Source organism: Pseudomonas silesiensis (assembly GCF_001661075.1).
GTDB lineage: Bacteria > Pseudomonadota > Gammaproteobacteria > Pseudomonadales > Pseudomonadaceae > Aquipseudomonas > Aquipseudomonas silesiensis.
This window is the reverse complement of the sequence record NZ_CP014870.1, coordinates 2235878-2261699: the sequence shown is the minus strand read 5'-3', so window position 1 is coordinate 2261699 and position 25822 is coordinate 2235878. Positions and strand designations below refer to the sequence as shown.

The 25822-nt window shown below is 53.8% G+C and carries 21 protein-coding genes and 1 pseudogene; 4 read left to right on the top strand and 18 right to left on the bottom strand.

Annotated features, from left to right (window positions below):
- Window positions 1–16: 16 nt before the first annotated feature.
- The 6 genes and pseudogenes from PMA3_RS10345 to PMA3_RS10325 form a co-directional block, all read right to left on the bottom strand.
- A complete protein-coding gene (locus tag PMA3_RS10345) occupies window positions 17–1324 on the bottom strand; it encodes an MFS transporter (protein ID WP_064677049.1) in 1308 nt (435 codons plus the stop codon).
- Window positions 1325–1509: 185 nt separating this feature from the next.
- Window positions 1510–1668: pseudogene (locus PMA3_RS30660) on the bottom strand (transposase domain-containing protein); the annotation flags it as partial.
- 144 nt (window positions 1669–1812) lie between these two features.
- On the bottom strand, window positions 1813–3117 hold the full coding sequence (locus PMA3_RS10340) for a CitMHS family transporter (protein ID WP_064677048.1): 1305 nt from the start codon (window positions 3115–3117) through the stop codon (window positions 1813–1815).
- A gap of 351 nt (window positions 3118–3468) precedes the next feature.
- Window positions 3469–4632, bottom strand: a complete 1164-nt coding sequence (tcuB, locus tag PMA3_RS10335; RefSeq protein WP_064677047.1) for a tricarballylate utilization 4Fe-4S protein TcuB — start codon at window positions 4630–4632, stop codon at window positions 3469–3471.
- The gene (gene tcuA, locus PMA3_RS10330) at window positions 4619–6073 is read right to left on the bottom strand and encodes an FAD-dependent tricarballylate dehydrogenase TcuA (RefSeq protein WP_064677046.1); all 1455 of its coding nucleotides are present in this window, start codon (window positions 6071–6073) and stop codon (window positions 4619–4621) included. Before tcuA ends, tcuB begins: the two co-directional genes overlap by 14 nt.
- Before the next feature lie 136 nt (window positions 6074–6209).
- The gene (locus PMA3_RS10325; RefSeq protein WP_064677045.1) at window positions 6210–7151 is read right to left on the bottom strand and encodes a LysR family transcriptional regulator; all 942 of its coding nucleotides are present in this window, start codon (window positions 7149–7151) and stop codon (window positions 6210–6212) included.
- A 403-nt stretch (window positions 7152–7554) separates the two neighbouring features.
- Here PMA3_RS10325 and PMA3_RS10315 point away from each other — a divergent pair, with 403 nt between their 5' ends.
- Window positions 7555–8370: a DUF1206 domain-containing protein gene (locus PMA3_RS10315; RefSeq protein WP_064677043.1), complete on the top strand. Its 816-nt coding sequence runs from the start codon at window positions 7555–7557 to the stop codon at window positions 8368–8370.
- Window positions 8371–8431: 61 nt separating this feature from the next.
- Here the strand turns inward: PMA3_RS10315 and PMA3_RS32455 are convergent, their stop codons facing one another.
- Window positions 8432–8896 (bottom strand): hypothetical protein, encoded by a 465-nt coding sequence (locus tag PMA3_RS32455; RefSeq protein WP_152032252.1) that lies wholly within the window; start codon window positions 8894–8896, stop codon window positions 8432–8434.
- Between the two features lie 263 nt (window positions 8897–9159).
- Between PMA3_RS32455 and PMA3_RS10305 the strand changes: the two genes are divergently transcribed.
- On the top strand, window positions 9160–10194 hold the full coding sequence (locus tag PMA3_RS10305; protein ID WP_064677041.1) for an AraC family transcriptional regulator: 1035 nt from the start codon (window positions 9160–9162) through the stop codon (window positions 10192–10194).
- A 588-nt stretch (window positions 10195–10782) separates the two neighbouring features.
- Here the strand turns inward: PMA3_RS10305 and PMA3_RS10295 are convergent.
- The 11 genes from PMA3_RS10295 to PMA3_RS10250 form a co-directional block, all read right to left on the bottom strand.
- Window positions 10783–12684, bottom strand: a complete 1902-nt coding sequence (locus PMA3_RS10295; protein WP_064677039.1) for a potassium transporter Kup — start codon at window positions 12682–12684, stop codon at window positions 10783–10785.
- Between the two features lie 337 nt (window positions 12685–13021).
- Entirely contained in the window at window positions 13022–13477 is a 456-nt protein-coding gene (locus PMA3_RS33570; RefSeq protein ID WP_420848671.1) for a DUF3597 domain-containing protein, read from the bottom strand.
- Between the two features lie 197 nt (window positions 13478–13674).
- The gene (locus tag PMA3_RS10290; protein ID WP_237140707.1) at window positions 13675–13917 is read right to left on the bottom strand and encodes a hypothetical protein; all 243 of its coding nucleotides are present in this window, start codon (window positions 13915–13917) and stop codon (window positions 13675–13677) included.
- A gap of 163 nt (window positions 13918–14080) precedes the next feature.
- Window positions 14081–14935: an ABC transporter permease gene (locus tag PMA3_RS10285; protein WP_064677038.1), complete on the bottom strand. Its 855-nt coding sequence runs from the start codon at window positions 14933–14935 to the stop codon at window positions 14081–14083.
- Complete coding sequence (locus tag PMA3_RS10280; protein ID WP_064677037.1) at window positions 14932–15780, bottom strand: ABC transporter permease; 849 nt, start codon at window positions 15778–15780, stop codon at window positions 14932–14934. Before PMA3_RS10280 ends, PMA3_RS10285 begins: the two co-directional genes overlap by 4 nt.
- On the bottom strand, window positions 15777–16895 hold the full coding sequence (locus tag PMA3_RS10275) for a quaternary amine ABC transporter ATP-binding protein (RefSeq protein WP_064677036.1): 1119 nt from the start codon (window positions 16893–16895) through the stop codon (window positions 15777–15779). Before PMA3_RS10275 ends, PMA3_RS10280 begins: the two co-directional genes overlap by 4 nt.
- A gap of 66 nt (window positions 16896–16961) precedes the next feature.
- Window positions 16962–17813 carry a glycine betaine ABC transporter substrate-binding protein gene (locus PMA3_RS10270; protein WP_064677035.1) on the bottom strand — a complete coding sequence of 284 codons (852 nt, stop codon included), beginning with the start codon at window positions 17811–17813 and terminating at the stop codon, window positions 16962–16964.
- Between the two features lie 132 nt (window positions 17814–17945).
- On the bottom strand, window positions 17946–19451 hold the full coding sequence (locus PMA3_RS10265; protein WP_064677034.1) for an aldehyde dehydrogenase: 1506 nt from the start codon (window positions 19449–19451) through the stop codon (window positions 17946–17948).
- A 51-nt stretch (window positions 19452–19502) separates the two neighbouring features.
- Complete coding sequence (locus PMA3_RS10260; protein ID WP_064677033.1) at window positions 19503–20828, bottom strand: NAD(P)/FAD-dependent oxidoreductase; 1326 nt, start codon at window positions 20826–20828, stop codon at window positions 19503–19505.
- A gap of 18 nt (window positions 20829–20846) precedes the next feature.
- Window positions 20847–21740, bottom strand: a complete 894-nt coding sequence (locus PMA3_RS10255; RefSeq protein WP_064677032.1) for a dihydrodipicolinate synthase family protein — start codon at window positions 21738–21740, stop codon at window positions 20847–20849.
- Between the two features lie 409 nt (window positions 21741–22149).
- Entirely contained in the window at window positions 22150–23139 is a 990-nt protein-coding gene (locus PMA3_RS10250) for a LysR family transcriptional regulator (protein ID WP_064677031.1), read from the bottom strand.
- 229 nt (window positions 23140–23368) lie between these two features.
- Here PMA3_RS10250 and PMA3_RS10245 point away from each other — a divergent pair, with 229 nt between their 5' ends.
- Both PMA3_RS10245 and PMA3_RS10240 read left to right on the top strand, forming a co-directional pair.
- Window positions 23369–24604 carry an aromatic ring-hydroxylating oxygenase subunit alpha gene (locus PMA3_RS10245; RefSeq protein ID WP_064677030.1) on the top strand — a complete coding sequence of 412 codons (1236 nt, stop codon included), beginning with the start codon at window positions 23369–23371 and terminating at the stop codon, window positions 24602–24604.
- Between the two features lie 118 nt (window positions 24605–24722).
- A complete protein-coding gene (locus PMA3_RS10240) occupies window positions 24723–25709 on the top strand; it encodes a GlxA family transcriptional regulator (protein ID WP_237140706.1) in 987 nt (328 codons plus the stop codon).
- Window positions 25710–25822 lie beyond the last annotated feature (113 nt).

Sequence of the window (25822 nt, the reverse complement as noted above, 5' to 3'; positions counted from 1 at the left end):
TCTCGAATACCTTGGTTCAGATGGCTTGTCCAGCATCGGGCCGGGTCGGAAAATGCGGAACGGGTTCGGCCTCGGCCCCGAGTTTCGGTTGCTCGACCCGAATGAAACAGGTCAACACCGCGCCCAACAGGTACAGCGATGCATAGACCCACACCACCCCTTGCACCCCCAGCCAGGAAATCGTCAGGGTCGCAATCGCCGGCCCCATGAAATTCGACAGCCCGGCGGCCAGGTTGTGGGCGGAAATGGCCGCTCCCTGTCGCTCCGGGGAAATCGCGAGAAAGACCGCGCCCATGGGCACGAACGCCGAGACGCAAATCCCCAGTGCCACCGCGGCGACGATGGCCAGTTCGAAGTGGGCGCCATACATCAGCGGCAAGTAATAAAACGCCAGGGTCGCCAGCGCGCAGCCGACACAACCGAACCAGCGCATCTGCCGCAGCCAGCCGATCCGGTCACCGACCCAGCCCCAGATCACATTGGTGAAAATGGTCACGATGAACATCACCCCCCACAGGTGCAACCATTGCTCCATGGTGAACCCGATCTCGGCCGACGTCAGGTACAGCGGCATGATGACCGGGAAACCGAACAGCGTCAGGTTGCAGATGATGCGCACGATGGCGGTGATCAGAATGCTGCGTTGATCGAACAGGATCGTGACCCCTCGGCTCAACTCGCGCAAACGTTCGACGAGCAGTGCAGGCGTGTCCTCCCGTGGCGCGCCGCGATCCTTGACCATGAACACAATCAGCACCGCCGCCAGCGCGACCCAGAAAGTCGCCATCCACAGCGTGCCGATAAAACCGATCCGCGAGATGCTCAGGCTCGGCAGGTACGTCCCGAGAAAACCGATACCAATGGAGTACATTGTCCAGTACCAGCCCATCGCCGAAGCCAGGCGCGCACCGGGCGTCACCTGGGCAATCCAGACCAGGAACGCATAGATGAACAAAGGGTAGGCAAGCCCGCGAATGCCGTAGAACAGCACCATCAAGGGGTAGTTCTGCGCGCTCAGGCCGAACGTCAGAAACAATGCATGGAAGACCAGCCAGGCCACGACGCCGACCAACATGATCCGCCGCGGGCCGAACGTCTCGGCCAGCACACCGGAGCTCCAGCTGGACAAGGCTGCGAGCAGGCCGTACACGGTGAACAGCAAGGAAGCCTGGGTCGGGGTGAAACCGAGGTCGACGATGTAGCGCGACAGGAAAGCCAGCTCAATGCCGTCCCCTGTCATGAATAGAGCAATGGCAACGTAACCCCATATCAGACACACAGGCATGCCCAGCAGCAATCCTCGAGACGATTCGCGAGTGACCATGGTTGTTCCTTTTTTTGTATTTGTAGGTACAGCAGCAGCCGACAGGATCGGCGAGCGCCGAGGCAAGAATCCCATCGAAGGCGGGTCGTGGCTAACGCGTGGGGTCATGCGCACTGATACTTTTTTTCAGGCCCTATGCCGGCCCGACGCTGTTGGAAATACCCTTGCTGAATAGGGGCTGCGCCCTACCGGACATCCAACGAACTGACCTTACTAGCCTTCTGCGTAGGCAATCGCGTCAGTACATCTTTCAGGTACGCATACGGATCATCCCCGTTGAGGCGTGCTGACTGGATCAAACTCATGATCGCCGCCGCCCGTTTTCCGCTGCGTAGCGACCCGGCGAGTCGAGTCAGCCGAAGGGAATTTCACCCCTCGGCTGCTCACAGAACCGTACGTGACAGTCTCCCGTCGGCTCTTGTTCACACTTTCGATGCACGTAGTAAATACCAATGCGCGAACAGTACCTGCGAGAAAAATCCCTCAGGTTAAACGAAAAGCGTCAAGCCACCTGTCAACAAGGCCAGGGCCGTGACCACAAGGGATGTCATTACCGCCCACTTAACGGCGCCTTTCTGGAAGTCACCGATGTCGCGGTCGATCATGCCCACTAGCAGTAGGGTAGACGCTACTAAAGGACTCATCAGATGCACTGGCTGGCCCATAACCGAAGCCCGTGCAATTTCCAGAGGACTGATACCGTAAGCAGCGGCGGCATTGGCAAGTATCGGGACAACGCCAAAGTAATAGGCATCGTTCGACAACACAAAGGTCAACGGCATGCTGGTGATGGCCACGACCAGTGGGAACAGATGTCCCCACTCGGGTGGAATCCAGTCCACTAACGTTTGCGCCAACGCGTCAACCATCTTGGTACCGGAGAATATTCCGGCAAAAATACCGGCAGCAAACACCAGCAGCACTACGGTCATGGCGTTGCCGGAATGGGCGAGAATCCGTTCTTTCTGAATATCAAGTTGCGGATAATTAATCATCAGCGCCAGCACGAAGCCAATCAGAAACAGAATCGCCGAGTGCATCAGGCCCATTACCAGCGCAAGCATCACTGCGCTCACAAGCATCAAATTGACATATGCAAGCTTCGGCCGTTTATGCGGAGAATCGCTTAGGATTGCCTTAATGTAGCAATCACCACCACCGCTATGCAGAAGGACATTACCAATACGCTTGCGCTCGGCTCGGCCCAGCACAAAAGCGGTAAATACCACCCAGGCCGCCCCCCCGATCATTGTGGGCAGTAACGGAATAAAGTATTCCCCGGCATCTAGCCCCAGCGCTGCAATGGCCCGTGTCGCTGGCCCCCCCCAGGGAGTCATGCCACTCATCACGCTCAAGGACAGCATCGCCACAATGCCGAGGATCATCGGGTTCATGCCAATACGTTTGTACAGCGGCAACATCGCCGCGCAGGTGATCATGTAAGTCGTAGTGCCGTCACCATCCAGAGCAACGGTCAATGACAGCAGCGCCGTGCCAACAGCAATCTTCATCGGGTCGCCGTTGACCCGCTTTAGAATTTTGCGGATCAGCGGATCGAATAAGCCGGAATCGATCATCAGACCGAAAAACAAAATCGCGAACAACAATAACGCGGCGGAGGGAGCGACCATCTTCAGGCCGTCGAGCATCATTACACCGGTAGTGCCGCCGAAACCGCCAATTATGGCGAAAACGATCGGCACAACTGTCAGAGCAACAATTGGCGACAAACGTTTGGTCATTATCAGAAACGTGAAGACCATGACCATGGCCAAGCCAAGGAAAGCGAGCATAAGTCTATTCTCTTGTTGTTATCAGTATGATGGCTCGAACTCGGGCAAATGCCCCCCACCCGCCACGTGGTGCGCTCCATGATGCCGGGCGGGGATACAGTGATAGATTGTGCGTGGAGTCCTGGTCGGCAGTGGCTTCGAAGGTTTGATGCAACTTCGATAGTGATTAAGTAAAAGATTTTTGTTAAAAATCGCGCAACTCCAAACCGAAACGCATTACCACTCCTCCCGAAATTTTCCACTTATCGCTCGCAAAAATCTTGCCGTATGTTGACCGTCTGTGCTGCGATCGCTCCAAACATTGACCTTCAACACCACGTTCATTTCTACTTTCAATAAATAGTTCTCACCTTAATCGTCACCTAGCTTCAGCGTGCCAGGTTGCCTTTTTTCGATGGAAAATTTAAGCAAAGCGGCACTTCTGAAAATACCGTGGGCAAATTTGCTGTAAGGCATCGTTAAAAAGAACGCCATCACCAGTCCAAGATGGATACTTAACAAGAGGGCCATCGCACTGGTTTCACGCCCCGCAAGCAAGGCCAGGCCGCTCAGGCTCACCAAGAACAATAGCGCGATGAATCCACGATCCATTGGCTTTTGGTTATCATCACCATGATCGCGGTGCCGGCGGAAATTCAACCAAAAAAGCCCGGCTGGCCCGATCAGCAAACCGATACCACCCGCTATTCCTAACAACACCGGCAGGCTGAGCACGGGATAAGGTGCCGACCATCCAGCCAAGTAGTGATACAGCGTCGCAACACTTGTTGCGGCAAGGCACAGCAAGAACCCATAGAACGTAAGGTGGTGAAAGCGCCGACGCCAAAGCGTGAACTCGTCGTCAGTATTATTGCAGCCTTGAGTATGACCACCGTCCAGGTACTTAAGCGTTAGAACGTTTTTAGTAGCTTCCAGCCCGGCAGCCGTTTTCAGCTTGGCGGGCGATTCGGGGGGAGAGACCTCACGCCAGAACCTCCTGACGCCCAGCGTGAGCGCCAGTACAGCAAACCCGAATACAGCACCAAACATCCACACCAGAGTGTTGTGGGAAAAAATCGCGTAGAAATTTCCTCCCGTGACAGGCGTAAACAAATTGCCCGCGACAACAAGCGTCAAGATCAAAAACAGCGCCAGCCCTGCGCCCGAGGCAATTGCCAGGGTCAAGCCGTTACGCTGATAGAGTTTGCCAAAGGCCGCTGGCCATGCATATTCGGCGTAGGTCTCCAGGCGCACTTTTGCCATGGCCTGAGGCACGTTGATGGCGAACTCATGGGGCGAGGCGTACTGGCATGAATGCAAACATGCGCCACAGTTGTGGCAAAGATTAGCCAGGTAATGAATGTCCGCTTGAGCGAAATCCAAGCGACGCGTCATTGCCGGAAATACAGCACAGAAGCCTTCGCAGTAACGACATGAGTTACAGATGGTCATCTGCCGCTCGACTTCGCTTTCGTTCAGATTAAGTACCGGAATCAGGCCACCGGGAGCCTGTGCCTGTGGGTCAAACAGTTCCATGGTCATTTCCTGTCGATGCCGAGGGGTGTTGTAAGCCAAGAGCGGCAGCAGCTTGCACGCCAGCGATGCGGCCAAAAGCAGTGCCAATCGCCATACCTATTCCAGCTGTGTAGCCTTTACCCAGAACATTGCCAGCCATCATTTCTCCCGCAACAAAAAGGTTGGGAGAAGGTTTACCGGCAAAATGGACGGCGGCAGTCTCGTCGGTCTTGAGACCCAGATAGGTGAATGTCACTCCAGGCCGGAGGGGATAAGCGTGAAAAGGCGGGGTGCTAATTGGCCGGGCCCAATGGCTTTTTATCGGCATAACACCTTCGGTGTAGCAGTCGTCTAGCGCGGTGTGATCGAACGTCCCCACGCGGCAGGCACGGTTGTAATCTTCGATGGTTTTTACAAACGCCTCGCGCGGCAACTGGAGCTTGCCCGCCAACTCGTCCAGTGTGTTGGCCTTCGTCCCGGGAAATACCGGCGGCATGAACCTCCCGATCGACGTCTGATCAATGATCGAGAACCCAACTTGGCCAGGTTGCTGGGCAACCAGTCGGCCCCAAATGGCATATCGTTTGGGCCAGAAATCTTCACCTTCGTCGTAGAAGCGCTGGCCGTCTCGATTAACTACGACGCCAAGTGAAACGCAATCGATGCGTGTACAGATACCACCGTCGTAGAGCGGAGCACGTGCATCGATGGCCACCATATGGGCCTGAGTAGGGTCGCCAATTACATCGACACCTTTGTCGATCATTTGACGCAGCAATACTCCTTGATTAAACCGCGTCCCACGGATCAGGAAATTGTCCGATGGCCACTCGCCGTTCTCGTTCTGCCCCCAAGCTTCGCGTAACCATTCACGGTTGGATTCAAACCCCCCGGCGGCAAGCACGCAGGCACGTGCTTCAATGCGCTCGACAGGCCCTGGCCGTCCCTCGACCTCTGGGCCTGCGACTTGAGCAGCCACGAAACGTCCATTATCCAGCTCGATGTCTGTGACTTCGGCGTTGTAACGCACCTGAATACCCAGGCGCTCGGCGCTGCGGAAATAGGCATTCACCAATGCCTTGCCGCCACCCATAAAGAACGCATTAGTACGGGCTACATGCAGAGCACCTGAAAGCGACGGTTGAAAGTGCACGCCATGTTTGCGCATCCAGTCACGGCAGGATGACGAAGCACGGATGGTGATACGTGCGAGCTTCTCGTCGGTCATCCCCCCAGTAACCTTGAGCAAATCTTGCCAGTATTCGTCTTCAGGATACGACTCGATGAGTACATCCTGCGGGTCGTCATGCATACAGCGCAGGTTCCGCGTGTGCTGCGAGTTCCCCCCACGCCACTCTTTTGGGGATGCCTCCAACAACATAACGTTGGCACCCGCTTCGCGGGCCATCAGGGCTGCGCATAGCGCAGCATTACCCCCGCCGATGACTAAAACGTCGATCATATTCTCTCCTCAGTTGCGAGGAGCCTTGACCAAAGCCGCTCCTCACGAATGAACGGACAATAGATTAAGGGCTTTGGGCTCGAAAGCCGGTTTTCGACGTGGGGTGTTTAGTTCTACTAAAGGCGCTGGCACGGTATTAGTAAGCTTTCGTTGCCTCTTCCAAAAGCCTGGCCCCCGGCCAGCGCCGCTGAACAACCAGTTCGCGAGCTACATCGACGATCACCAAACGCGCCGCCAGGGCTGCGGGTGAAAGCTCGTCCTCAGACAGGGTGGTCAGTAAATTGCGCCGCCCTACATGCGGATCGGAAATTTGAACCATTGACAACCCACATTCACCTGAATGAGAGGCGGCGGCCCCCGGCTGAATGGTTGCCGCGAGACCGGCACGTACAGTGTCCATGAGCACCGCCAAGCCATCAACTTCCATGACAACATGGGGTTCTATCCCTGAACGCTCGAACGCGGTCATCAGCGCTGTCCGCAGCCCATGTTGAAGGCTAGGCATCACCAATGGCAGTTGCCCTAGATCGGCTAATCGAACGCTGTCACCTGTGGGGGCATCAGGCAGCGTTGGAGCGCAGATGACGAAGAGCTTCTCGTCGACCAGTGGCGTCACCGTCCAGTGTTTACCGGCATCAACCTGGAACAGAATAGCCAGGTCGAGCTGCCGCGCATTCAATTGGCTCGCCAGATGGCCGGAGAGCATTTCGACCAGATGCAATTGGATATCCGGATATCGTTCTCTCATAGCCTTGATCAACGGTAGCGCCAGCACTCTTGCAGTGGTAGGCGCCAGGCCGACACTGACATAACCACTCATACGTCCACGCTGCGCCGCTTGAACCGCATAATCGGCTTGCCGAAGGGTTAACTGGGCGTGGTGCAGAAAAGCGATGCCTGCATTGGTGGGGGTTACACCCACACTGCTGCGGTTCAACAAGCGGGTTTGCAGTTCACTCTCCAGCTTACCGATCTGTTGGCTGAGGGCAGACACACCGACCTCAAGTTCCAACGCTGCACGCCCCAGACTTTTATGCTCGACGATTTTCACGAAATAACGCAGTTGTCTAAGTTCCAAAGCCTTACTTCCATCTGAGTGATTCGTCGCGGGCTTACTGGATACGCGTTTCTCAATTGCAAAACGCTTTTTTACTCTACCGTCGACAAGCGGATTCTGAAACCCTCAGGGCACTGCGCAAGAGGCTGGCGTTGAGATGGCCGCGCTTTCATCTACCCGCGATGACGGGACTACGGTGCTGCATGCAGGACTGGAGGCAGAAATCCTACGGCCTATCACTATTGCAAAAAAATGCATTGGCAGCATGGCTGGCACCGAAATTTTCGACATGGACGACTTTGCCAAACTCTTTCACCCACACGTTGGAGGTGGTGGCTGAACAACCGCTGCTAATGCGTGAAAATCGAACCCCTCCCGACCAGATGGGTCTGCTTCTTTATAACCTCTCTGGAATCCGCCCCCCATGTCCACGCAACAGAGCCTCATCGTAGTCGCACGGGGTGGATACGCCGCTCGAGGCGTTCTGTATCTGATCATCGGTATTTTCGCGCTGCTGGCGGCTCTCGACTCGACCAGAGCGAAAGACAGTCACAGGAGCCTGGAAGCATTGCTAAGCCAGCCGTTCGGTTATGTTCTGGTCGGGTTGGTGGTAGCTGGCCTGTTGGCCTTCGCCGCTTGGCGAGTGTTGCAGGCAATACGCGACGTCGATCATCACGGTAAAGACATGAAGGGGTGGGTCATCCGTGCAGGTTTGCTCGCGGGGGGTGTAGCCAACGGCGCGCTGGCGTTTTTTGCCATGGGCCTGCTCGTCAGCGGCATCAAAAGCTCGGGCAATTCCGGAGGTGGGCAAACCAAGGATCTACTGGCCCATCTGTTGTCCTGGGAACACTCGAATTTACTGGTGTACCTCATCGCGCTCGTACCGCTCGGCGTAGGCATTGCGCACATCATCAAGGGCTGGAAGGCGACGTTCGAGAAGTATTTCGAAGCTGACGAAGACGTTATGCAGTACGTCCGACCGGTGTCTCGATTTGGCCTGATAGCCCGTGGTGTCGTCTTTATCGAGATCGCCGTGCTGCTGATGATCAGTGGCTCGACTTACCAGGCCATGGATCCGCCAGGCATGAAGGAGGCCCTCGATGCTCTACAGAACCTGCCGGCGGGTGGTTTGATTTTGATGGTGATGGCCTTGGGGATGATCGCCTTTTCGGTTTACAGCTTTTCCGAAGCTGCCTGGCGCAAAATCAACATGGATGTGCCTGGCGTACGAAGCGCATAGGCAAACAGAGACCGCCGTCTTCAGAGGCAGGCAGCATCTTGAGAAGGGGATGCGTCGTCTATCAAGGGTCTGCGCCCCCTCCTACGTTCTGTAAAGTTTCTAATAATTGTCTAGGATTGTGCGTGAATGCCCGACAGAGGCAGACGGAAACAAGCCATTGGTCCTGGCAAATCCGTTCGGACAGGCGCTTCTTCACCGATGAAATCCGGGATGGAACTTTCAAGCGCTGCTGCCCCCATACAAGCAGCCCTAAAAAATTGGGCGACCACCTCTGCGCATTGCGGCACAGCTTCGCAGTGGCAATTGACAGGAGATCCAAATGCTTGTGCTCACGGACATGCAGCGCACGTACCTCAGGAAAATACGCGCCCTCAGTGAAGACCATCAGGGCAACGAAGTCTTTGCTGGCCTGACGCTCGAGGAATCCATGCGATTCAACTTTTTGAGCGAGTCGCTCCTGGGGCAGGAGCATCGGACGCAGGAAGACGTCGATGAGTACCTCTCCCTTGTCCAAAAGCACGAACATACCCGGACTCGAATGCTCAGCGCAGAGATGGAGGCCCAGCAAAACAGCTCGTAATGTTTTGACATTCTATGAGTGCCCGACGGCCTGCCAGCAGCGCATTTTCAGCTACGATTGATGATGGAAGAACATGAGAGCCCTGTCCCTTTGCTCTTGCAAATGAGTGGAGCTGCGGGTGCACCGAGCTCATGAACCTCAGCCATCAACTCCTCGTTGGCGCCTTGAGTGGGCCATGGATGTCTGATTCAACAGGGAGATGAATCGTCATGTATAAAATGAGTGCAGGTTATGCCTGCGTGCTGGTGAAAATGCTTTCGGCGCAAGGATTGGATGTCGATCGTCTGTGCCTGGAATCCGGACTTGACAGGAATCTCGCGGATATCTCGGGATCATTCTGTGAACGAAGCGCTATCTACCGCCTGTTGGATCTGGCTGCTCAGGCTTGCGGCGATCCAGACATCGGTTTGAAAACGGCCGAGCACTTCCATCCAGGCATGTTCCAGATCGTCGGCTATACCATGATGTCCAGTTCGAACCTGAAAAATGCATTCGAACGACTGGCTCATTTCAGCCCGTTGATCGGCACAGGTTTCACCCTGTTCGTTGTCCAGGAACAACAGGATTACCGCCTGGCCACGTTCGATCACCATCAACGCGGCTCGATCAAACCCCGCCAGTACACCGATGCCAGCCTCGCAGCCCTACTAGGTGCCTACCGCTGGCTGAGTGATAGCAAATCGCTGAAACCGCTGAGTGTGGAATTCAGCTATCCCCAACCCAAAGACATCCATGAGCATCAACAGCTGTTTGGCTGCGAGCTGCGTTTCGGGGCCGCCTATGACAGCATCCTGTTCGACGGCGAGGAGCTACTGCGTCCGTCGAGCATGGCCAACGAACCATTGGCCAAGCTCCATGAAAGCTATGCCAACGGTCAGCTTGACCTGCTGAATGACTCCACCGTGGTGTGCAGGATTCGTGCCCTGATCACCGAACGCCTGAGCCAGGCGCAACGACAGGGCCAATGTAATATGGAATCGATTGCAGCCGCGCTGAGTATCAGCAAGCGAACATTGCAACGGGCACTGGAGAAGGCAGGCACGCAGTTCTCGAATATCCTGAACCATATGCGTCAGCAACTGGCCGACTTCTATCTGCGCCATTCCCATTTCAATATGCAGCACGTGACTTACCTGCTCGGCTTCCACGACCACAGCAGTTTTCACAAGGCTTGCCTGCGCTGGTTCGGCATGACGCCCGGTCAGTATCGAGCCTGTCAAGAATCGCTCGAGGCCAGGGAATAAAAGATTCTTCTAGCCCACTAAGGGAGGCGTTAAACCACAGAATTTATCAGATTGGGAGCCAATCGACCGAGCCGCGCCTCCCTTTCTGAATGGACAATTTGAAGCCGTTCCATGTTGTGCCGCTGGCACACGTACTCGGCCTCTGCTCGGGTCTGATAGGTGGTCTGCAGCCGCAACTTTTTCTCATTGTCGTAGAGGTTGAAACCTACGGTCGCGGATTTACAGTAAGAGCGCGTTCCGTTGCGCATGGATTCCGCATCCGTAGGTAATGCAGGAACAACTCCGAATCTCATGGCCACCGTCACGTCCTCTTCGAATTCACCGTCGAGCCATTTGCACAATTAACTATTAGCGGCTAAGGACCATTACAGCAAGAAGCGCTCTTGGCGATCCGATGAATAGCTCAAATTTGTGCTAAACACTTTTTGCTGCGTGGGCAAACCTTGAACACAGGCGATGGAGAGTTCAGTAGGCTTCATTGAGGCTGGTCTGGTCGATGCCAACCGCTGAATCGAAAGTCAGAGCGCGACAGCTTTGCCGGTTGTACGACGCCAATCGCTTTTATGCGGCAGTTGAAAGCCGGGCTTTTTACATCTCCACCTGAGTACCTAGCTCAATCACCCTGTTCAGCGGCAATTTGAAATACTTAAGGTTGCTGTTGGCGTTCTTCAGCAGAAACGCAAACAAACTCTCTCGCCACCGCGCCATACCAATGCGTTTGGTCGGGATGACCGTCTCTCGGCTCAAGAAATAGGTTGTGCGCATTGGACTGAAATCCAGCTCAACCAAATGACAGAGACTCAACGCCAGAGGGACATCTGGCTCTTCGATAAAGCCAAAGTGGAGGCTGACTCGGAAGAAGCCTTCACCATAGGCTTCAACCTCAAACCTTTGGCCAGCACTTACGCGAGGGCTGTCTTCAGACACCACGGTGAGCAGCACCACCTGTTCATGCAAGACTTGGTTATGCAGTAAGTTGTGCAGAAGTGCATGAGGTACAGCATCAGTCCTGGCCGTCAGAAAAACCGCCGTGCCTTGCACCCGATGCGGAGGCTGTGAGCGGAGACTGCTGATAAACAATGGCAGAGGAAGCGCGGTTTCATCCAAACGCTCAACAATGATCTTCCTACCCCGCTTCCAGGTCGTCATCAAAATGAACAGGGCAATCCCGGCAATGACCGGGAACGCACCGCCCTGAAAAATCTTCGGTGCATTGGCCGCAAAGTACAGGCTGTCTACCAGCAGAAAACCGAGCAGCATCGGGATGGCCAACCAGCGCGGTATTTTCCAAAGGAGCAGGACGACAGCCGAAGACAGGATGGTTGTGATCAACATGGTGCCTGTCACGGCAACCCCATAAGCAGCCGCCAAGGCGCTGGAAGACTCGAAGCCAATAACAAGCAACACAACGCCAACCATCAGTGCCCAGTTAACTGTGCCGATGTAAATCTGCCCCTGCTCCTGGCTGGAGGTGTGCTGGATAAACATACGAGGGACGTACCCAAGCTGGATGGCCTGGCGCGTCAGTGAGAAAGCCCCGGAGATTACGGCTTGAGAAGCAATGATGGTGGCCAGGGTGGAGAGCGCGACCATCGGCAACAGTGCCCAGTTAGGCGCAAGAAGATAAAACGGATTGCGCACAGCCTCCGGGTTCTCCAGGATCAAGGCACCTTGGCCAAAATAATTGAGTACCAGCCCCGGCAACACCAAAATGAACCATGCACGAGAAATCGGTTTGCGACCAAAGTGGCCCATGTCGGCATACAGTGCTTCTGCACCAGTCAATGCCAACACGACAGCTCCCAAAATCGCCACACCCATTCCCGGATGAACCACAAAGAACTGCACTGCCCAAGCAGGGTTGAGCGCTTGCAGCACTTCGGGACGCTGCAAAATACCGTAGATCCCGAGCGCACCCAGCACCACAAACCACAGCACCATGACCGGGCCAAACAGGATGCCGATGCGAGCCGTGCCATGTTTTTGAATAAGGAACAGTCCCACCAGCACGATTACTGAAATCGGCACGACCCAGTGCTCGATCCCGTCAAATGCCAGCTGTAATCCTTCAACCGCAGACAGCACCGAAATAGCTGGGGTGATCATGCTATCCCCGTAAAAAAGTGCTGCACCGAACAGGCCGAGCAATACCAGCACCTTGCTCATGTGCGGATAAGGTGCTGCCGCTCGGCGGGCTAACGCCGTCAACGCCATAATGCCGCCTTCCCCTTGGTTATTGGCGCGAAGGATGAACAGCACGTATTTGATCGAGACAACCCAGATCAGTGACCAAAAAATCAGCGACAAAATGCCCAGCACCCCGTCGTGATTTACCTGGACTCCATAGTGGCCGGAAAATACTTCTTTGAGCGTGTACAAAGGGCTGGTACCTATGTCCCCGTAGACCACTCCGACAGCAGCAACAAGCAAGCCCACACCTGAGGATTTGGATTGGGAGTCTTCATGTACAACGGTCGCTGTTTCACTCAAGGGTCGCTTCTCTCAGGTTGCTGGGGAGAAAGTGCATGCCATCCCTGGACAATACGATTTTCCAGGGCCCGTGGAGATGAAGGGCTTCTGGACGATCTAATAAACGCGACCAGTATCGTTGCGGGTAAAAAAAACTACCGTAAAGAAAGCGTAAAAAGTGTGATCGCAAAAGCTATAAACAAGCTGAGACCCGGCGTCCCGAGTCGCCGTTGGGAAAGGTAACTGCGATTGCATTCATTACTATAAGCCCGCCGAGCATCGAAGAAGCGACGCCAGCCCCTTTGTTAAAGTCGGCTGATGCGAATCTCTATTCAACGAAATAACGAGGACGAAATCGTTAGTGCTCCGATGATGAGCGACTCAATGATGGGGCAGTGTTTTTTTTGACCTTACAGCGTCGATAGGTGCGTACCGTCGTCCGTAGGTTATCAGCCCGTAAACACGGTAGGCACCAGCGCAGGATTTGTACCCAGGTAAAATGATTCTTATTCAATGGATCCCCAGGAACCTTCCCGCCATTTTCAGCCAGCTTTTCCATAACCGCTGAATGGAGCCAGATGTTCATCGCTGCCGAATCGTCAGTAGAGCCTGTGTAAGGCATCTCTGTAGCAAGTTCTTTACGCGCAGCCAGGCTACTGTCGATGTTCAACAGTTTGAGCAAATCTACAATCGAGGTGCGCCAATTGAGCTGCTCGCCTTGCTGACTGGCCAAGGCTTCCAGTTTCGAGGCGACGTCGACTTCACTGATCGCAGCCGTCGGGGTCGAGGTCTGTGGTGCAACGGGGGGAAGCACCGGCGGTAGGAGCAGTAGGAGCGGCCTCGGCTGGCGACGCTGCGTGTAGCACGTGACTTACCTGCTCGGCTTCCACGACCACAGCAGTTTTCACAAGGCTTGCCTGCGCTGGTTCGGCATGACGCCCGGTCAGTATCGAGCCTGTCAACAATCGCTCGAGGCCAGGGAAATCAAGATTCTTCCGGCCCGTTGAGCGTTTATTGACCGAGCTGCGCGTCCCGTTCCGAATGGACGATTTGAAGCCGCTCCATGTTGCGCCGCTGGCACTCATACTCGGCTTCTGCCCGGGTCTCATAGGTGGTCGGCAGCCGCAGCTTTTTTTCGTTGTCGTAGAGGTTAAAACCTACACTCGCGTTTTTACAATAAGAGCGCGTTCCGTTGTGCACGGATTCAGAATCCGTGGGTAATGCAGGAACAACACCGAATCTCAAGGCCATCATCACGTCCTCTTCGAATTCACCGTCGAACCACTCTAACTACTACTAACTATTAGCGGCTATGAACAACTACAGCAAGGAACGTTTTTGCGGATCCGATGAATAGCGCGTGCCCGCGCATGGGCGTGGGCTGATTCAGCGCTAAGGCACAACCCTGCAGGTCAAGTCAACGTGCCGCCAAGGGTCGATTATTGCGGTTTAGCAACCCACGGCTTACACGATCTAAAAGTAACGCTACAGCTACGATCGCCAGCCCTGCCCTCAGGCCAAGGCCCATTTCCATACGAGTGAGTCCTCGCGTTACCTCAGCGCCCAAACCTCCAGCGCCTACCAGACCCGCGAGAACAACCATTGCTAATGACAACAAAATGCATTGGTTCAATCCCACCATTAACGTAGGGGTGGCCAATGGAATCTCGATCTTGAAAAGAATCGCCCTTTTTGTTGCCCCCATGGCGTTCCCCAGCTCGATCATTTCCCTTGGCACTTGTTTAAGCGCCAGTGTGGTTAACCGCAGCATAGGAGGAATTCCGTAAACCACAGTGGCGATGATGGCGGGGACGCGGCCGAGGCTGAAAATCATTACCGCCGGGATCAGGTAGACCCATGGTGGAACGGTCTGCATTACGTCGAGCACCGGCCGTACGGCTTCATCGAAACGCTTGACCCGGGAAGCGAGAATGCCAAGTGGAAACGCGATTGATACTGAGATGAGTACAGCCACAGATACCAGCGCTATGGTTTGCATGGAAGCGATCCAAAGGCCGGAAATCAGGCAATATCCCAACATCACCGCCGCCAGCACCGCGACGCGCACACGTGCAATCAGCGCGACAGCGATGGCAACGATGGCGATAACTGCCAATGGCGGCAATGCCAGTAGTGCACCTTCAATTGCTCGCAAGCTGGCTTCTACTGCCACACTTATAGCTTTAGACACAACATGCAGATTGGTATTGAACCAGTCCACGAACGGGGCAATGTATTTCCCGGGGGAAAATTGAATTAGCGGTTCGCTCATGATCGTTTGCCCTCTTGCGAAGCCGCAGCGCTCTGCGCCAGACGGTCAAGCACCATAGTCAGAATCACAATTGCGATAGCAGCGTTGATCGATTGAGCGATATTGAGCGTGCGGATTGCCCCGTAGATGGTCTCACCCAGACCGCCGGAGCCAACGATGCCAGCGATGACCACCATGCCAAAAGCCATCATGAGACTTTGATTGATGCCGGCCATGATGCTCGGCATTGCAAATGGCAGGCGAATCTTCAAGAACATCTGCCAGCCAGTAACGCCACTTGCATTGCCAAGTTCGATGAACTCATTCGGCGTCATCCGGATGCCCAGTGATGTAAGGCGAAACGCCGGCGGCAACGCCACAATGAACGTCGCGATCAAAGCCGTACCTGTGCCGTAGCCTAAAAGCGCGATGGCGGGTAGCAGGTAGATGTACGGCGGCATGGTCTGGATCAGATCGAGAGTGGGCTCGATCATGCGATCCATCGCCGGAAGCAGTCCAGCTACCACACCCAGTGGAATGGCTACCACGAGTGCCATCAACGTCGCTACGACGACCAGTGCCAAAGTGCCCATGGTTTCTGGCCACAAGCCGATAAAGGCGCAGAACAGCATTCCCAACAATGCCGCAACGGCGAAGCGTGGTCCGGCAAGCCGCCAGCCCAGCAACGCGATAAGCGCTGCAACAACATAATAAGGCGGTAGATTGAATACCCATAGGAGGCTTTCGTAGATACTTTTCAGAACGTCGTTTACTGCGTCGAACAGCCCCGACCCGTTGTCGGAAAGCCATTGCAGTCCAGTGTCTACGGTCGAATCAAAGCTGCCGGGAAAATTTTCCAGGTTCATGACGAGACCTCCGCCAGCGGTTGACCGGCCGAAAGTGCATACTCGTTAGCAGTCCCCTGTACGCCTCTAAGCAAATCGCGCAGGGTGATTACACCTGCAACAATACCGGCATCAATGACGGCAATCGCATCGCGATCATTAGCCACAGCAAGACCGATGACATGATCAAGATCGGCGTCTGGATGTGTAGTGGGCAGTCGACTGACATCAACGTTGGGATGTGCCGCCTTGTAGAGCGAAACGGGCGACATCACCGAATTGGCTTTGACCAGGTGAAGCCTCGATATGCCCGCAACGAACTCAGCTACGTAGTCATCGGCTGGATTCAGCACGATTTCTTCAGCCGTCCCCACCTGTATTATCATCCCGTCTTTCATGATCGCGATACGATCACCGATTCGGATTGCCTCATCCAGGTCGTGGGTAATAAAGACCGCTGACTTGCCCAACTCTTTTGTCAGCTGGCGGAACTCGTCCTGCAGTTGACGACGTATCAGCGGATCAAGTGCACTGAAAGGTTCATCCATCAGGATCACTTCCGGGTCAGCCGCAAGCGCACGGGCCAGGCCCACGCGCTGCTGCATTCCGCCGGACAGCTCGTCAGGGTATCGCTGAATCCAGTCAGCCAGACCGACCTTGGTCAACGCTGCCTCGGCTATCTTCAATCGCTCAGCTTTGGCAACGCCCTGTACTTCCAGCCCAAAGGCGGTGTTCTCCAGCACGGTACGATGAGGCAACAACGCTACGCTCTGAAACACCATGCCAATTTGCCGCGCTCGTACCGCTCGCAATTCAGCAGCGCTCAGCGATGACAGCTCGCGGCCATTGACCAGCACCTTGCCAGAACTGGGTGTGATCAGTTTATTAAGCAAGCGAATCAGCGTGGATTTACCGCTGCCGGACAGGCCCATGATGCAGAAAATCTCACCACGGCGAACCTCCAGGTTGACATCAGACACGCCGACGACGCAGCTATAGTCCTGAAGAATCTGCTTCTTGGTCAGGCCTCTTTCGACGACGGCTTTCATCGCCGCTGCAGAATTCTCACCGAAAATTTTCCAGACCGACTGGCAGCTTACCAGCACATCATTAACGTCTAACTTTGGAGTCATCATGGCAATCCTATCGAACCTGTTATCAGGTATTGTTGTTTCAAGTTCGGCAGCTGAATAAATAGCGCATTAGTATTTTTTGTTATTTTCCCAACGCCCAATCAAATCACTATTTTTTGCAATCCAGGATTTGACTGCCTCATCAACCGATTTTCCTTCGTTGATTTCACCGTTAATGGCCCGGATATCAGTAATAGGGATGAAAATACTGGCGACGACTTCCCGGGCTTGGGGGTACTTCTCGGAAAAGCCTTTTTGTGCAATCCAGTAATAGGTCTGTGACGGCTGAAATACCCCTTTTGGATCCTTAAGGTATTTGACGTCAAACTTCATGGACATCCAGGACGGATCCCAGAGGGTTACAGCAATCCACTCTTTGCGATCGACTGCTGACTTCAGTGCTGCGGTCATGGCAGCGGAGCTGCCTTCAACCAACTGAAGCTTCAAGTTGTAATTCTTGACGGCTTCGCTGGCAGAACGCATTAGACCAGCGCCCGGTTCGATGCCAATAATCCTGCCTCCAAATTTATCAGCGTTATCGTTGAGCTGGTCAATGGAGTCGATGGTTACGTATTTTGGAACTGCGATGCCTTGATAAAGTCCATCAGAAACAGGCGAGATTCTTTCAAGGCGATTTTTGCTCTTGTTCCAATAGTCCTGAGCAAGATAGTTAATTTGAGAAACCAACAGCTGGATGTCACCTTTTCCCAGAGCTGCATAGGCAATACCCCACTCCGAGAACTCCGTAAGCTTTACGGTATAACCTTGATCTTCCAAAACTTTTTTAGTAATCAAAGCCATTGGCGACATGTCTTCCCATGCCATCGTGCCCATCGTGATACTTTTTTCTTCGGCCTGCACCGGCAAAATAGAGCCGATCACCATCAGTAACACGAACATCGCCTTCCAGATCGTCTTCATGGTGTATCCCCTACAGAGGTTTTCATAATCGCCTTCTCAGGCGTACTGCGTGAGTGACATGTAGCCTTTTTTCACTTAGCTAAAGTGGTTGCCAGCCAACTTAGGAGAGAGCCTGACAACCTCAATTTCGGTCTATTCCACGGAGCGATCCGACACATCCATCCACACCGTCTTAAGTTCAGTGTATTGGTCGTGCGCGTGCACAGATTTGTCCCGGCCTCCGAACCCGGATTGTTTGTAGCCACCGAAAGGTGTGCTGGCGTCACCTTCGCCGAAGCAGTTGACAGTCACCACGCCTGCTCGAATCTCACGTGATAGTTTGACCGCTGTACGCAGGTTGCCGGTGTACACGGACGCTGCCAGTCCGTAGACGGTATCGTTAGCAATCGAAATAGCCTCCTGCACTGACGTAAATGAAGTCACCGCCAGAATCGGGCCAAAGATTTCTTCCTGAAACAGGCTGCTGTCGCGACCTACGCCATCGATGACTGTCGGCTCTACATAAATGCCCGCTTCTGTATTGCCGCCGACGACCACATGAAGTCCTTCATCTTTTGCCTTCTCGAGGTAGGAGCTGACCTTCTCGAAGTGCGCGGAACTGATCAGCGAACCCAGACGGTTCTGCGGATCTAAAGGGTTACCCATTTTCCACTCGCCGATATGAGCAGCGATGCGCCCCAGCAAATCATCCTTCACATCGGCATGGACGATCAGTCGGGAGGTAGCAGAACAATTTTCTCCCATATTCCAGAACGCACCGTTCACAACTTGTTCAGCGACGAGTTCCAGATCTTCAGCATCATTCATGACCACGGCAGGGTTCTTGCCGCCACATTCCAGAACAATGCGCTTGAGGTTGGAGTCGGCCGAATAATGCAAAAAGCGCCGTCCAGTGGCCGTAGACCCGGTAAAAGACACCATATCCACATCCGGATGGAGACCTATGGGCTCACCCACATCTTTACCCGTGCCGGTGACGATGCTGAACACACCAGGTGGAATTCCCGCCTCATGGGCTAACTCGGCTACACGCAAAGTAGTCAGTGACGTTTGCTCAGCTGGTTTGACAATCACAGAACAGCCTGCGGCCAACGCTGGGCCGATTTTCCATGCCAGCATTAAAAGGGGGAAGTTCCACGGTAGTACACAGCCAACTACCCCGATGGGTTCACGTACTACTATTGTCAATGCGTTGCTACCGACGGGCGCAGTATTGTCGTAGATCTTGTCGATCAGCTCGGCGTGCCAACGAAGCGTATTGATAGTGTCTGGCACGTCTACAGTTTGGCATTCACGAATCGGTTTGCCGCTGTCGAGACTTTCCAACACTGCCAATTCATGTGCATGGCTTTCCATAAGCTGGGCAAGCTTCAACAGCACGGCCTTGCGCTCAGCAGGATGCTGAAGACGCCAGCGGCCATCTTCAAAAGCCTCTTTCGCCGCAGCGACTGCATCATTAACATCCTGCGCGCCGCACGCCGCCAAGTCGGTCAGCTTTTCACCAGTCGCAGGGTTTTTGGTTTCGAGCGTCTTTCCAGATGCAGCTGAACGGAAGGCTCCATTGATAAATGTGCCGTTAGGGAAAGTCAGGTTTTCTGCAATGGCAGCGTATTCAGTTGCCGTCAAAAGATCACTCATGGCTCGTCTCCTTCATGATAGGTGCAATAATTCACTTAATTTTTAAGGGGCTCACTCACGACCTGCGCGCCATTCCCGTAGCTTTAAGTCAGCCTTCGCACCAATGCTTAGAAACGGTTGAGGCGGCAGATTTTTCGGTGAGTCATAGTTGGAGAAAATCTCAACCAACTGAGACTTCACCCCTAGAGCCGCTTCTGCGGCAGCGATGCCAGCTGCCGTCGACTTCGAAGCACCCAGGCCATTGCAAGCGCAAGCAGCAAACAGACCTTGTTCAATTTCCCCGAAAATCGGCACGCTGTTCCAGGTCAATGCCATAGGGCCGCCCCAGCGATACTGCATTTTCACTCCAGCAAGATCAGGGAAACGATCTGCAAACTTACTGTCATGCACCCGACCTGCGCTTCGTACATGACCCTCGTTGATTTCCAATCCCGCGTGGTATGAATACCGTGAGCGAATCAAGATGCGGTCACCGTCAACGCCACTTACACGACGCACCGTAGTTCCCATTGGTAATGCTGGTGTCGCCGCCCAGTCGCGTTTTCCGCTGAGTCGATTTGGATCAAAAGACTCGGTCATGGAGGCATATGTAAAGACGTGCAACATCTTCCCGCGAAACAGGCCGAAGCTCTGAGCATGACCATTGTTGGCCAAGATGACCCGCTTGGCCGTGACGGAGCCGTTGGCTGTCTTCAATAACCAATTGCCAGACTGCTTCTCGAACGACTGGACTGGGGAGTTCTCGTACAACGTCACAGGGCTTCGCAGGCTATCCGCAACAGCTCGAATGTAGGCTGCTGGTTGCACCATCACTGTTCCAGGCATGTAAAGCCCGGAGGTGTATATGCGGCTGCCCGTCACGTCGTAGATACCCTTGGCATCAAGTAACTGGTGGGACTCACCTAAACCCTGTAGCTGGCGAGCGTAGTTAACGATGTGGGAATCGCCTTTCTGGCTAATCGCTACGCTGAAGCGACCGCAGGGATCTATGATTTCACGCCCCCAGCCATATTCTTTCGCCATGTCCGTGGCCAGGCTAATTGCGGTGCGATAGAGAGTGATATCCCGCCGAGCACGCTCTGTTGACGTGTCACCGAAATCCTCCGAGCTGACTTCGTGGGGTAAATCGATAATGAACCCCGAATTACGCCCGGTGGCACCTTCTCCGACGACACCCGCTTCCAGCACGGCAACTCGCAGTGTTGGATCCAGCTGCGATAACCGTCGTGCAGCAGACAATCCAGCAAAGCCAGCGCCAATGATTGCAACGTCAGCGATCACGGCCCCATTAAGGGACAATCCAGGCTTTCGCGGAGGAAGCATCTCAACCCAAGCTGAACGACTACTGTTTTTTGGAAACTTGGTGGCCACGTACATGATTTCTACTCCAAGTCGTCAGGCGAGGTTGGACTCGAGAGCGATCAGTGGTTCAAGGGCGGCCTTGAGCGCATCAATTTTGTCAGCGGATAAACGCGCCAATGGTCGACGAGGATTTCCAGCTCCGTAGCCGGTGATCTCCGAACCTGCATAAACTGATTGGACATAGTCACCCTGCCAGATCAACGACATAACGGGCTCAAGCGAGCGCCAGATCTCACGAGCACGAATCCAATCCTGCTCCAAGGCGGCATTTACCACTGCTACGCAAGAGCGGGGGGCCATATTTGCCCCACCCCAAATCAGGCCGGCAGCACCAGCAAAGAGAGCGTATGGCACCAGCGGGTCGGCGCCATTCATCGTCGGCAAGCCCGTACGGATCAGCGACGCCTGCGCCGCAAGATCACCGCTGCTGTCTTTGACCGATACAAAATTTGGAATTTCACTCAATTGACGGAACAGGGACGGCGTAACTTCTACGCCGACAGCCTGAGGCACGTTGTAGCCGATGATTGGCAGCCCGGCTTCAGACACTGTGGAATAGAAGTCGATGATCCCCTGGTCATCGGTCGGGCCTTCGAAAAACGGCGGCAGCACCATGACGCCATCCGCCCCGCAATCGACCGCATGACGGGTGCGTTCTACTACTTCGTCCGCAAGCAAAGCAGACGTTTGCACAATTATTCGTGCGCGACCATTGATGACTTTGGAACCGAAAGCTACGAGTTGCCTGGATTCCTCTTTGCTCAGGTAAACATGCATGCCCGTGCCAGAGCTCAGGACAAACCCTTGCACGCCAGCGGAGATGTAGCGCTCAATCAAACCTTCAAAACGCGGGTAATCGATTTTGCCCTGCGCATCAAACGGAGTAGTGATTGCAAGATTGACACCGGAAAAAGCGAATGCGGACATTGATTCAAACCTCATCTTGTTTTAGCTGGAAACATTCAGCCAGATAGTTCTCAGCCGGGGGGTAGTGATTCGTGAGCACGAGGCGAGTTATTACCGCCACCGAAACCCTTTCCGATACTTACTCGACAGATAAATGCCGGCATTAATTAATAAATAAAATGCGAGTATCTACCTGGCACTCGTTGAGCGCTCAATAAGTCGTAGATTCATCTTCTTTATTCCAAGGCAATTTCCAATGCCAGTGGGTACAAGCGTCCTGCCTCTGGAATAGGAACCAAACAATCAGGAAATAATGTTCATCCAATCACCTTGAAGCGTTCATTTCGCATTCAGATTTCATGGTGAAAGAATAATGACAAGCGAGATTGGGACACAGCGACTTTTACGCTGAGCAATTGATGATCTGGGGTTATGCTTCCTGGGCGTCGGGATCCTCGAGCAACCCGCTCTCGAACTGCGCGATAAGCCAATCCCGCAGCTTGCAGCAACTGGGGTCTCGGGCTTTGTCTTCGTTGACGTTCAGATAGTGCAGGGTTTCTCGGTGCACCAGCTTCTCTTTGACTGGGCGAACCAGCAGCCCTTTCTCGACCAAAGGAGCCACGAGGTAGTGCCAGCCAAGAGCAACGCCCTGGTGATTTAATGCGAGCTGGATAAGCAGGTTGTAGTCGTTAGCGTTAAAAAAATGCGGCGCCGTACGAGGTCGGGCTTTCAGGTCAATATCGTGATGGGCAAACCATCCGCTCCAGTCCACATGCTCCGCTACCTGCGAGCGGCCATAAGGACTCAGGTTCAGCAACGCGCTATCACGAATGCCCTGGATGGATTGCAGCTCGGGATGCTGCTCCAGATATTGAGGTGTGCACACTGGGTAAATCACGTCGCATACCAAAGGTTGGCTGTGATACCCATCATGACTCTTCATCATTTTACAAATGATGATATCTGGATGAACACCAGTCTCCATTGACAGGAAATTCTGGGTTACGACCAGGTTGAGGTCAATCTCAGGGTGGGCCGCAAAGAACGCGGGAAGTCGGGGCCCCAGCCAAAAACTGGTGAATGCGGGCGAGCAACACAGCGTGACCACGTGTTTGGCGCTGGTATTGCTGCGCATACGCTCAGCCGCTTGAGCGATACTGCTGAATGATAGCTGCACTACATCATAGAAATTGGAACCCGCATCAGTGAGCTTGACCGCCCGCCCTGCCCGGTCAAAAAGCTCCGTCCCCAGATGGTCTTCCAACTCCCGTATCTGGCGACTGATTGCAGCCTGGGTGACGCACAGCGCCTCGGCAGCGCGCGTGAAATTTTGATACTTGGCTGCCGCGATAAACGCTTTCACAGCGCGTAGCGAAGGCATCTTGATCAAGGTCTGATCGGGTTCAGTCTGCTTAACCATAACAGTAGGTCATCATTAGCCTATAAAAAATGTCGATTCTTAACGTTGACGACCTCGCCATAGACTATTTGCAAGGCACCAGCGCCCCATATCGAGAAGCATGCATAGCGGCAGGTTATCCGAATTGGCTACAGCGTAGTAGCCCATTCGCGCTTAAAGCGGGTCGAAAACCAAGCCTTCAGCGATGCGGTCAGTGCAAAAAAGCCCCTACTTAGGAGTGCATAAAAAAATGCAACAACACACCGCCGTATTAGACCTGATCAAGCAACGTAAAACACAGCACGGGCTTCCGGGCGCTGCATATAATGATCCTGATGTGTACCGTCAAGAATGCGAGCAAATTTGGCATCGAGAGTGGATCTTTGCGGGTCACACCTTTGAGCTGGAAAAGCCGGGGCAATATTTGACACTACAGATTGGCGATTACCCGATCGCAATCGTGCGTGGAAAAGACGGCAACATCCGTGCGTTCCATAACGCATGCCGCCATCGTGGATCAAAGATCTGTACGGAAGATAAGGGGAAGGTAGCGAAACTGGTATGCCCTTACCACAAATGGACATTCGAGTTGGACGGCAAACTACTGTACGCCGGCAATATGGGCCCTGAATTCAACACAGCGGACCATGATCTGCTGCCTGCTCATTGTGAGGTAGTGCATAGCTACATTTACGTTTGTGTGGCAAAGGTTGCTCCTGATTTCGAAAAGTTCCGAAGCGCCGTATCGCCATTTATTGGCCCTCACCATCTGGAGGATTGCAAGGTAGCCTTCGAAGCTAATCTGGTTGAGAAAGGCAATTGGAAACTGGTGTTCGAGAATAACCGCGAGTGCTACCACTGTGACGGTACGCACCCGGAATTGCTCCAGTCTTATACCGAGATCGCCTCTGTACAGGGCATCTCCGGCGAGGAAGACCCTGAGTTAACCGCCTATTGGAACACTTGTGAAGCTGGCGGCTTGGCCAGTCGGCTCGTTATGGATCCAGCCGGACAGTTCCGTATGACACGAATTCCGCTCGACCATGGAGCCAGCAGTTACACCATGGACGGTCAACCTGCCGTTAACCGTCGTTTGGATCGCAGCGGCGTGGAGAATATCGGTGCTCTGCTGTACTTCAATTATCCATCGACCTGGAACCACTTTCTCGGCGATCACGCTCTGAGCTTTCGTGTTTTGCCCCGAGGCCCAGGTGAAACGGTGGTCACTACCAAGTGGTTGGTGCCTAAGGATGCCCAAGAAGGGGTGGATTACGATCTCGAACGCCTCACCAAGGTGTGGATGGCAACTAACGATCAGGATCGTCGTTTAGTGGAAGGCGCCCAAGTCGGCGTGACCTCGCCAGCTTACCAGCCCGGCCCCTACTCGCAGTTGGTCGAGAATGGCGTCTGCCAATTCGTCGATTGGTACTGCGAGTTGATGACAAGGCGCCTGGCTGAAACTGAGACCGCGTCTCAGGCGATTTGATAAGAATAAACACAGGGTGTTCGCTGTTACACGGACCACCCTGACCAAAATCGATGTTGATTCCGCAGCACTAGCTAGCAGGACGGTTTGATATGAAAAATATCAAGAGGACTCGAGTGTGACCTCCCAGATCCCTGGCGCTCAGTCAATTGAATCGCGACCAAAAACTCGCAAAGTGTCAACTATAGGGTTTCTGCTGCTCGAGAACTTCTCTCTTACTTGTTTCACCCAGTGCTTAGACGTTCTTGTGACAGCAAATCAGATTCATCCAGGCGCTGTAAAAGTACATACTTTCAGTCGAAACAACTCTGAAGTCATAAGCGACTTGGCAATACCAATCAGACCCGATACACCATTGACCGACATCAGGATTTCCGATTTGGACTTAATGGTGATATGCGGTGGTCTACGTACACCGAGAACGGTTCCGAATTGGCTGGTAAACCTGCTGCGAAAACTCGCAAGCCTACCTGTCGCGCTCGGAGGGCTTTGGAACGGCGCCTGGTATCTTGGCAAGGCCGGGCTTTTAGATGGTTACCGCTGCGCAATTCATGCAGAGCAGAGAATAGCGTTGGCGGAGTACTCCCCAACTACCAGCGTGACGCTGGACACCGTGGTATTTGATCGAGACCGGCTCACCGCTTCCACGCCCGCAGGCGCTTTTCAAGTCATGATTAAATGGCTTTACAAGGTTCTCGATCCGAAAGTAGCAGACGCTGTGTTTGATCTGCTGGACTATGACCAATCTCGTTTTCGTACTACAAGTATCACGCGAGACCAAAAAGTCACCGCGCCAATGCGAGACATCATCAAGCTAATGGAGTCTAATCTTGAAGAACCATTGGACCTCGATCAACTTGCAAGCTGCGTTCAACTTTCCAGGCGTCAAATTCAACGTTTTTTCCAAAAGCAATTAGGCACCCCTCCTCAAAAATACTATTTGGAGCTAAGACTGACAGCGGCCCGGCGACTGATACAAAACTCGAGACTAGCCATCATCGATGTTGCCATTGCCTGTGGGTTCGTCTCATCTGGTCATTTCAGCAGATGCTACAGCACCCTCTTCGGTCATCCGCCTTCAAAGGAAGCTCGTTATGACGTCTAGCTTTCTCACAAAAAAAATACTCAATAAGCGACGCATCGAATTTCGACCGCCACATTAGGGGGACATAATGTCACATTCAATACCCGCAACGATGCATGCAGTGCTACTAAATG

Excerpts from the sequence above, each read along its gene's own strand:
- PMA3_RS10345 (WP_064677049.1), bottom strand. The coding sequence starts at position 1,324 with ATGGTCACTCGCGAATCGTCTCGAGGATTGCTGCTGGGCATGCCTGTG.
- PMA3_RS10340 (WP_064677048.1), bottom strand. The coding sequence starts at position 3,117 with ATGCTCGCTTTCCTTGGCTTGGCCATGGTCATGGTCTTCACGTTTCTG.
- tcuB (WP_064677047.1), bottom strand. The coding sequence starts at position 4,632 with ATGGAACTGTTTGACCCACAGGCACAGGCTCCCGGTGGCCTGATTCCG.
- tcuA (WP_064677046.1), bottom strand. The coding sequence starts at position 6,073 with ATGATCGACGTTTTAGTCATCGGCGGGGGTAATGCTGCGCTATGCGCA.
- PMA3_RS10315 (WP_064677043.1), top strand. The coding sequence starts at position 7,555 with ATGTCCACGCAACAGAGCCTCATCGTAGTCGCACGGGGTGGATACGCC.
- PMA3_RS32455 (WP_152032252.1), bottom strand. The coding sequence starts at position 8,896 with ATGTTCGTGCTTTTGGACAAGGGAGAGGTACTCATCGACGTCTTCCTG.
- PMA3_RS10305 (WP_064677041.1), top strand. The coding sequence starts at position 9,160 with ATGTATAAAATGAGTGCAGGTTATGCCTGCGTGCTGGTGAAAATGCTT.
- PMA3_RS10290 (WP_237140707.1), bottom strand. The coding sequence starts at position 13,917 with ATGATGGCCTTGAGATTCGGTGTTGTTCCTGCATTACCCACGGATTCT.
- PMA3_RS10285 (WP_064677038.1), bottom strand. The coding sequence starts at position 14,935 with ATGAGCGAACCGCTAATTCAATTTTCCCCCGGGAAATACATTGCCCCG.
- PMA3_RS10280 (WP_064677037.1), bottom strand. The coding sequence starts at position 15,780 with ATGAACCTGGAAAATTTTCCCGGCAGCTTTGATTCGACCGTAGACACT.
- PMA3_RS10275 (WP_064677036.1), bottom strand. The coding sequence starts at position 16,895 with ATGATGACTCCAAAGTTAGACGTTAATGATGTGCTGGTAAGCTGCCAG.
- PMA3_RS10270 (WP_064677035.1), bottom strand. The coding sequence starts at position 17,813 with ATGAAGACGATCTGGAAGGCGATGTTCGTGTTACTGATGGTGATCGGC.
- PMA3_RS10265 (WP_064677034.1), bottom strand. The coding sequence starts at position 19,451 with ATGAGTGATCTTTTGACGGCAACTGAATACGCTGCCATTGCAGAAAAC.
- PMA3_RS10260 (WP_064677033.1), bottom strand. The coding sequence starts at position 20,828 with ATGTACGTGGCCACCAAGTTTCCAAAAAACAGTAGTCGTTCAGCTTGG.
- PMA3_RS10255 (WP_064677032.1), bottom strand. The coding sequence starts at position 21,740 with ATGTCCGCATTCGCTTTTTCCGGTGTCAATCTTGCAATCACTACTCCG.
- PMA3_RS10250 (WP_064677031.1), bottom strand. The coding sequence starts at position 23,139 with ATGGTTAAGCAGACTGAACCCGATCAGACCTTGATCAAGATGCCTTCG.
- PMA3_RS10245 (WP_064677030.1), top strand. The coding sequence starts at position 23,369 with ATGCAACAACACACCGCCGTATTAGACCTGATCAAGCAACGTAAAACA.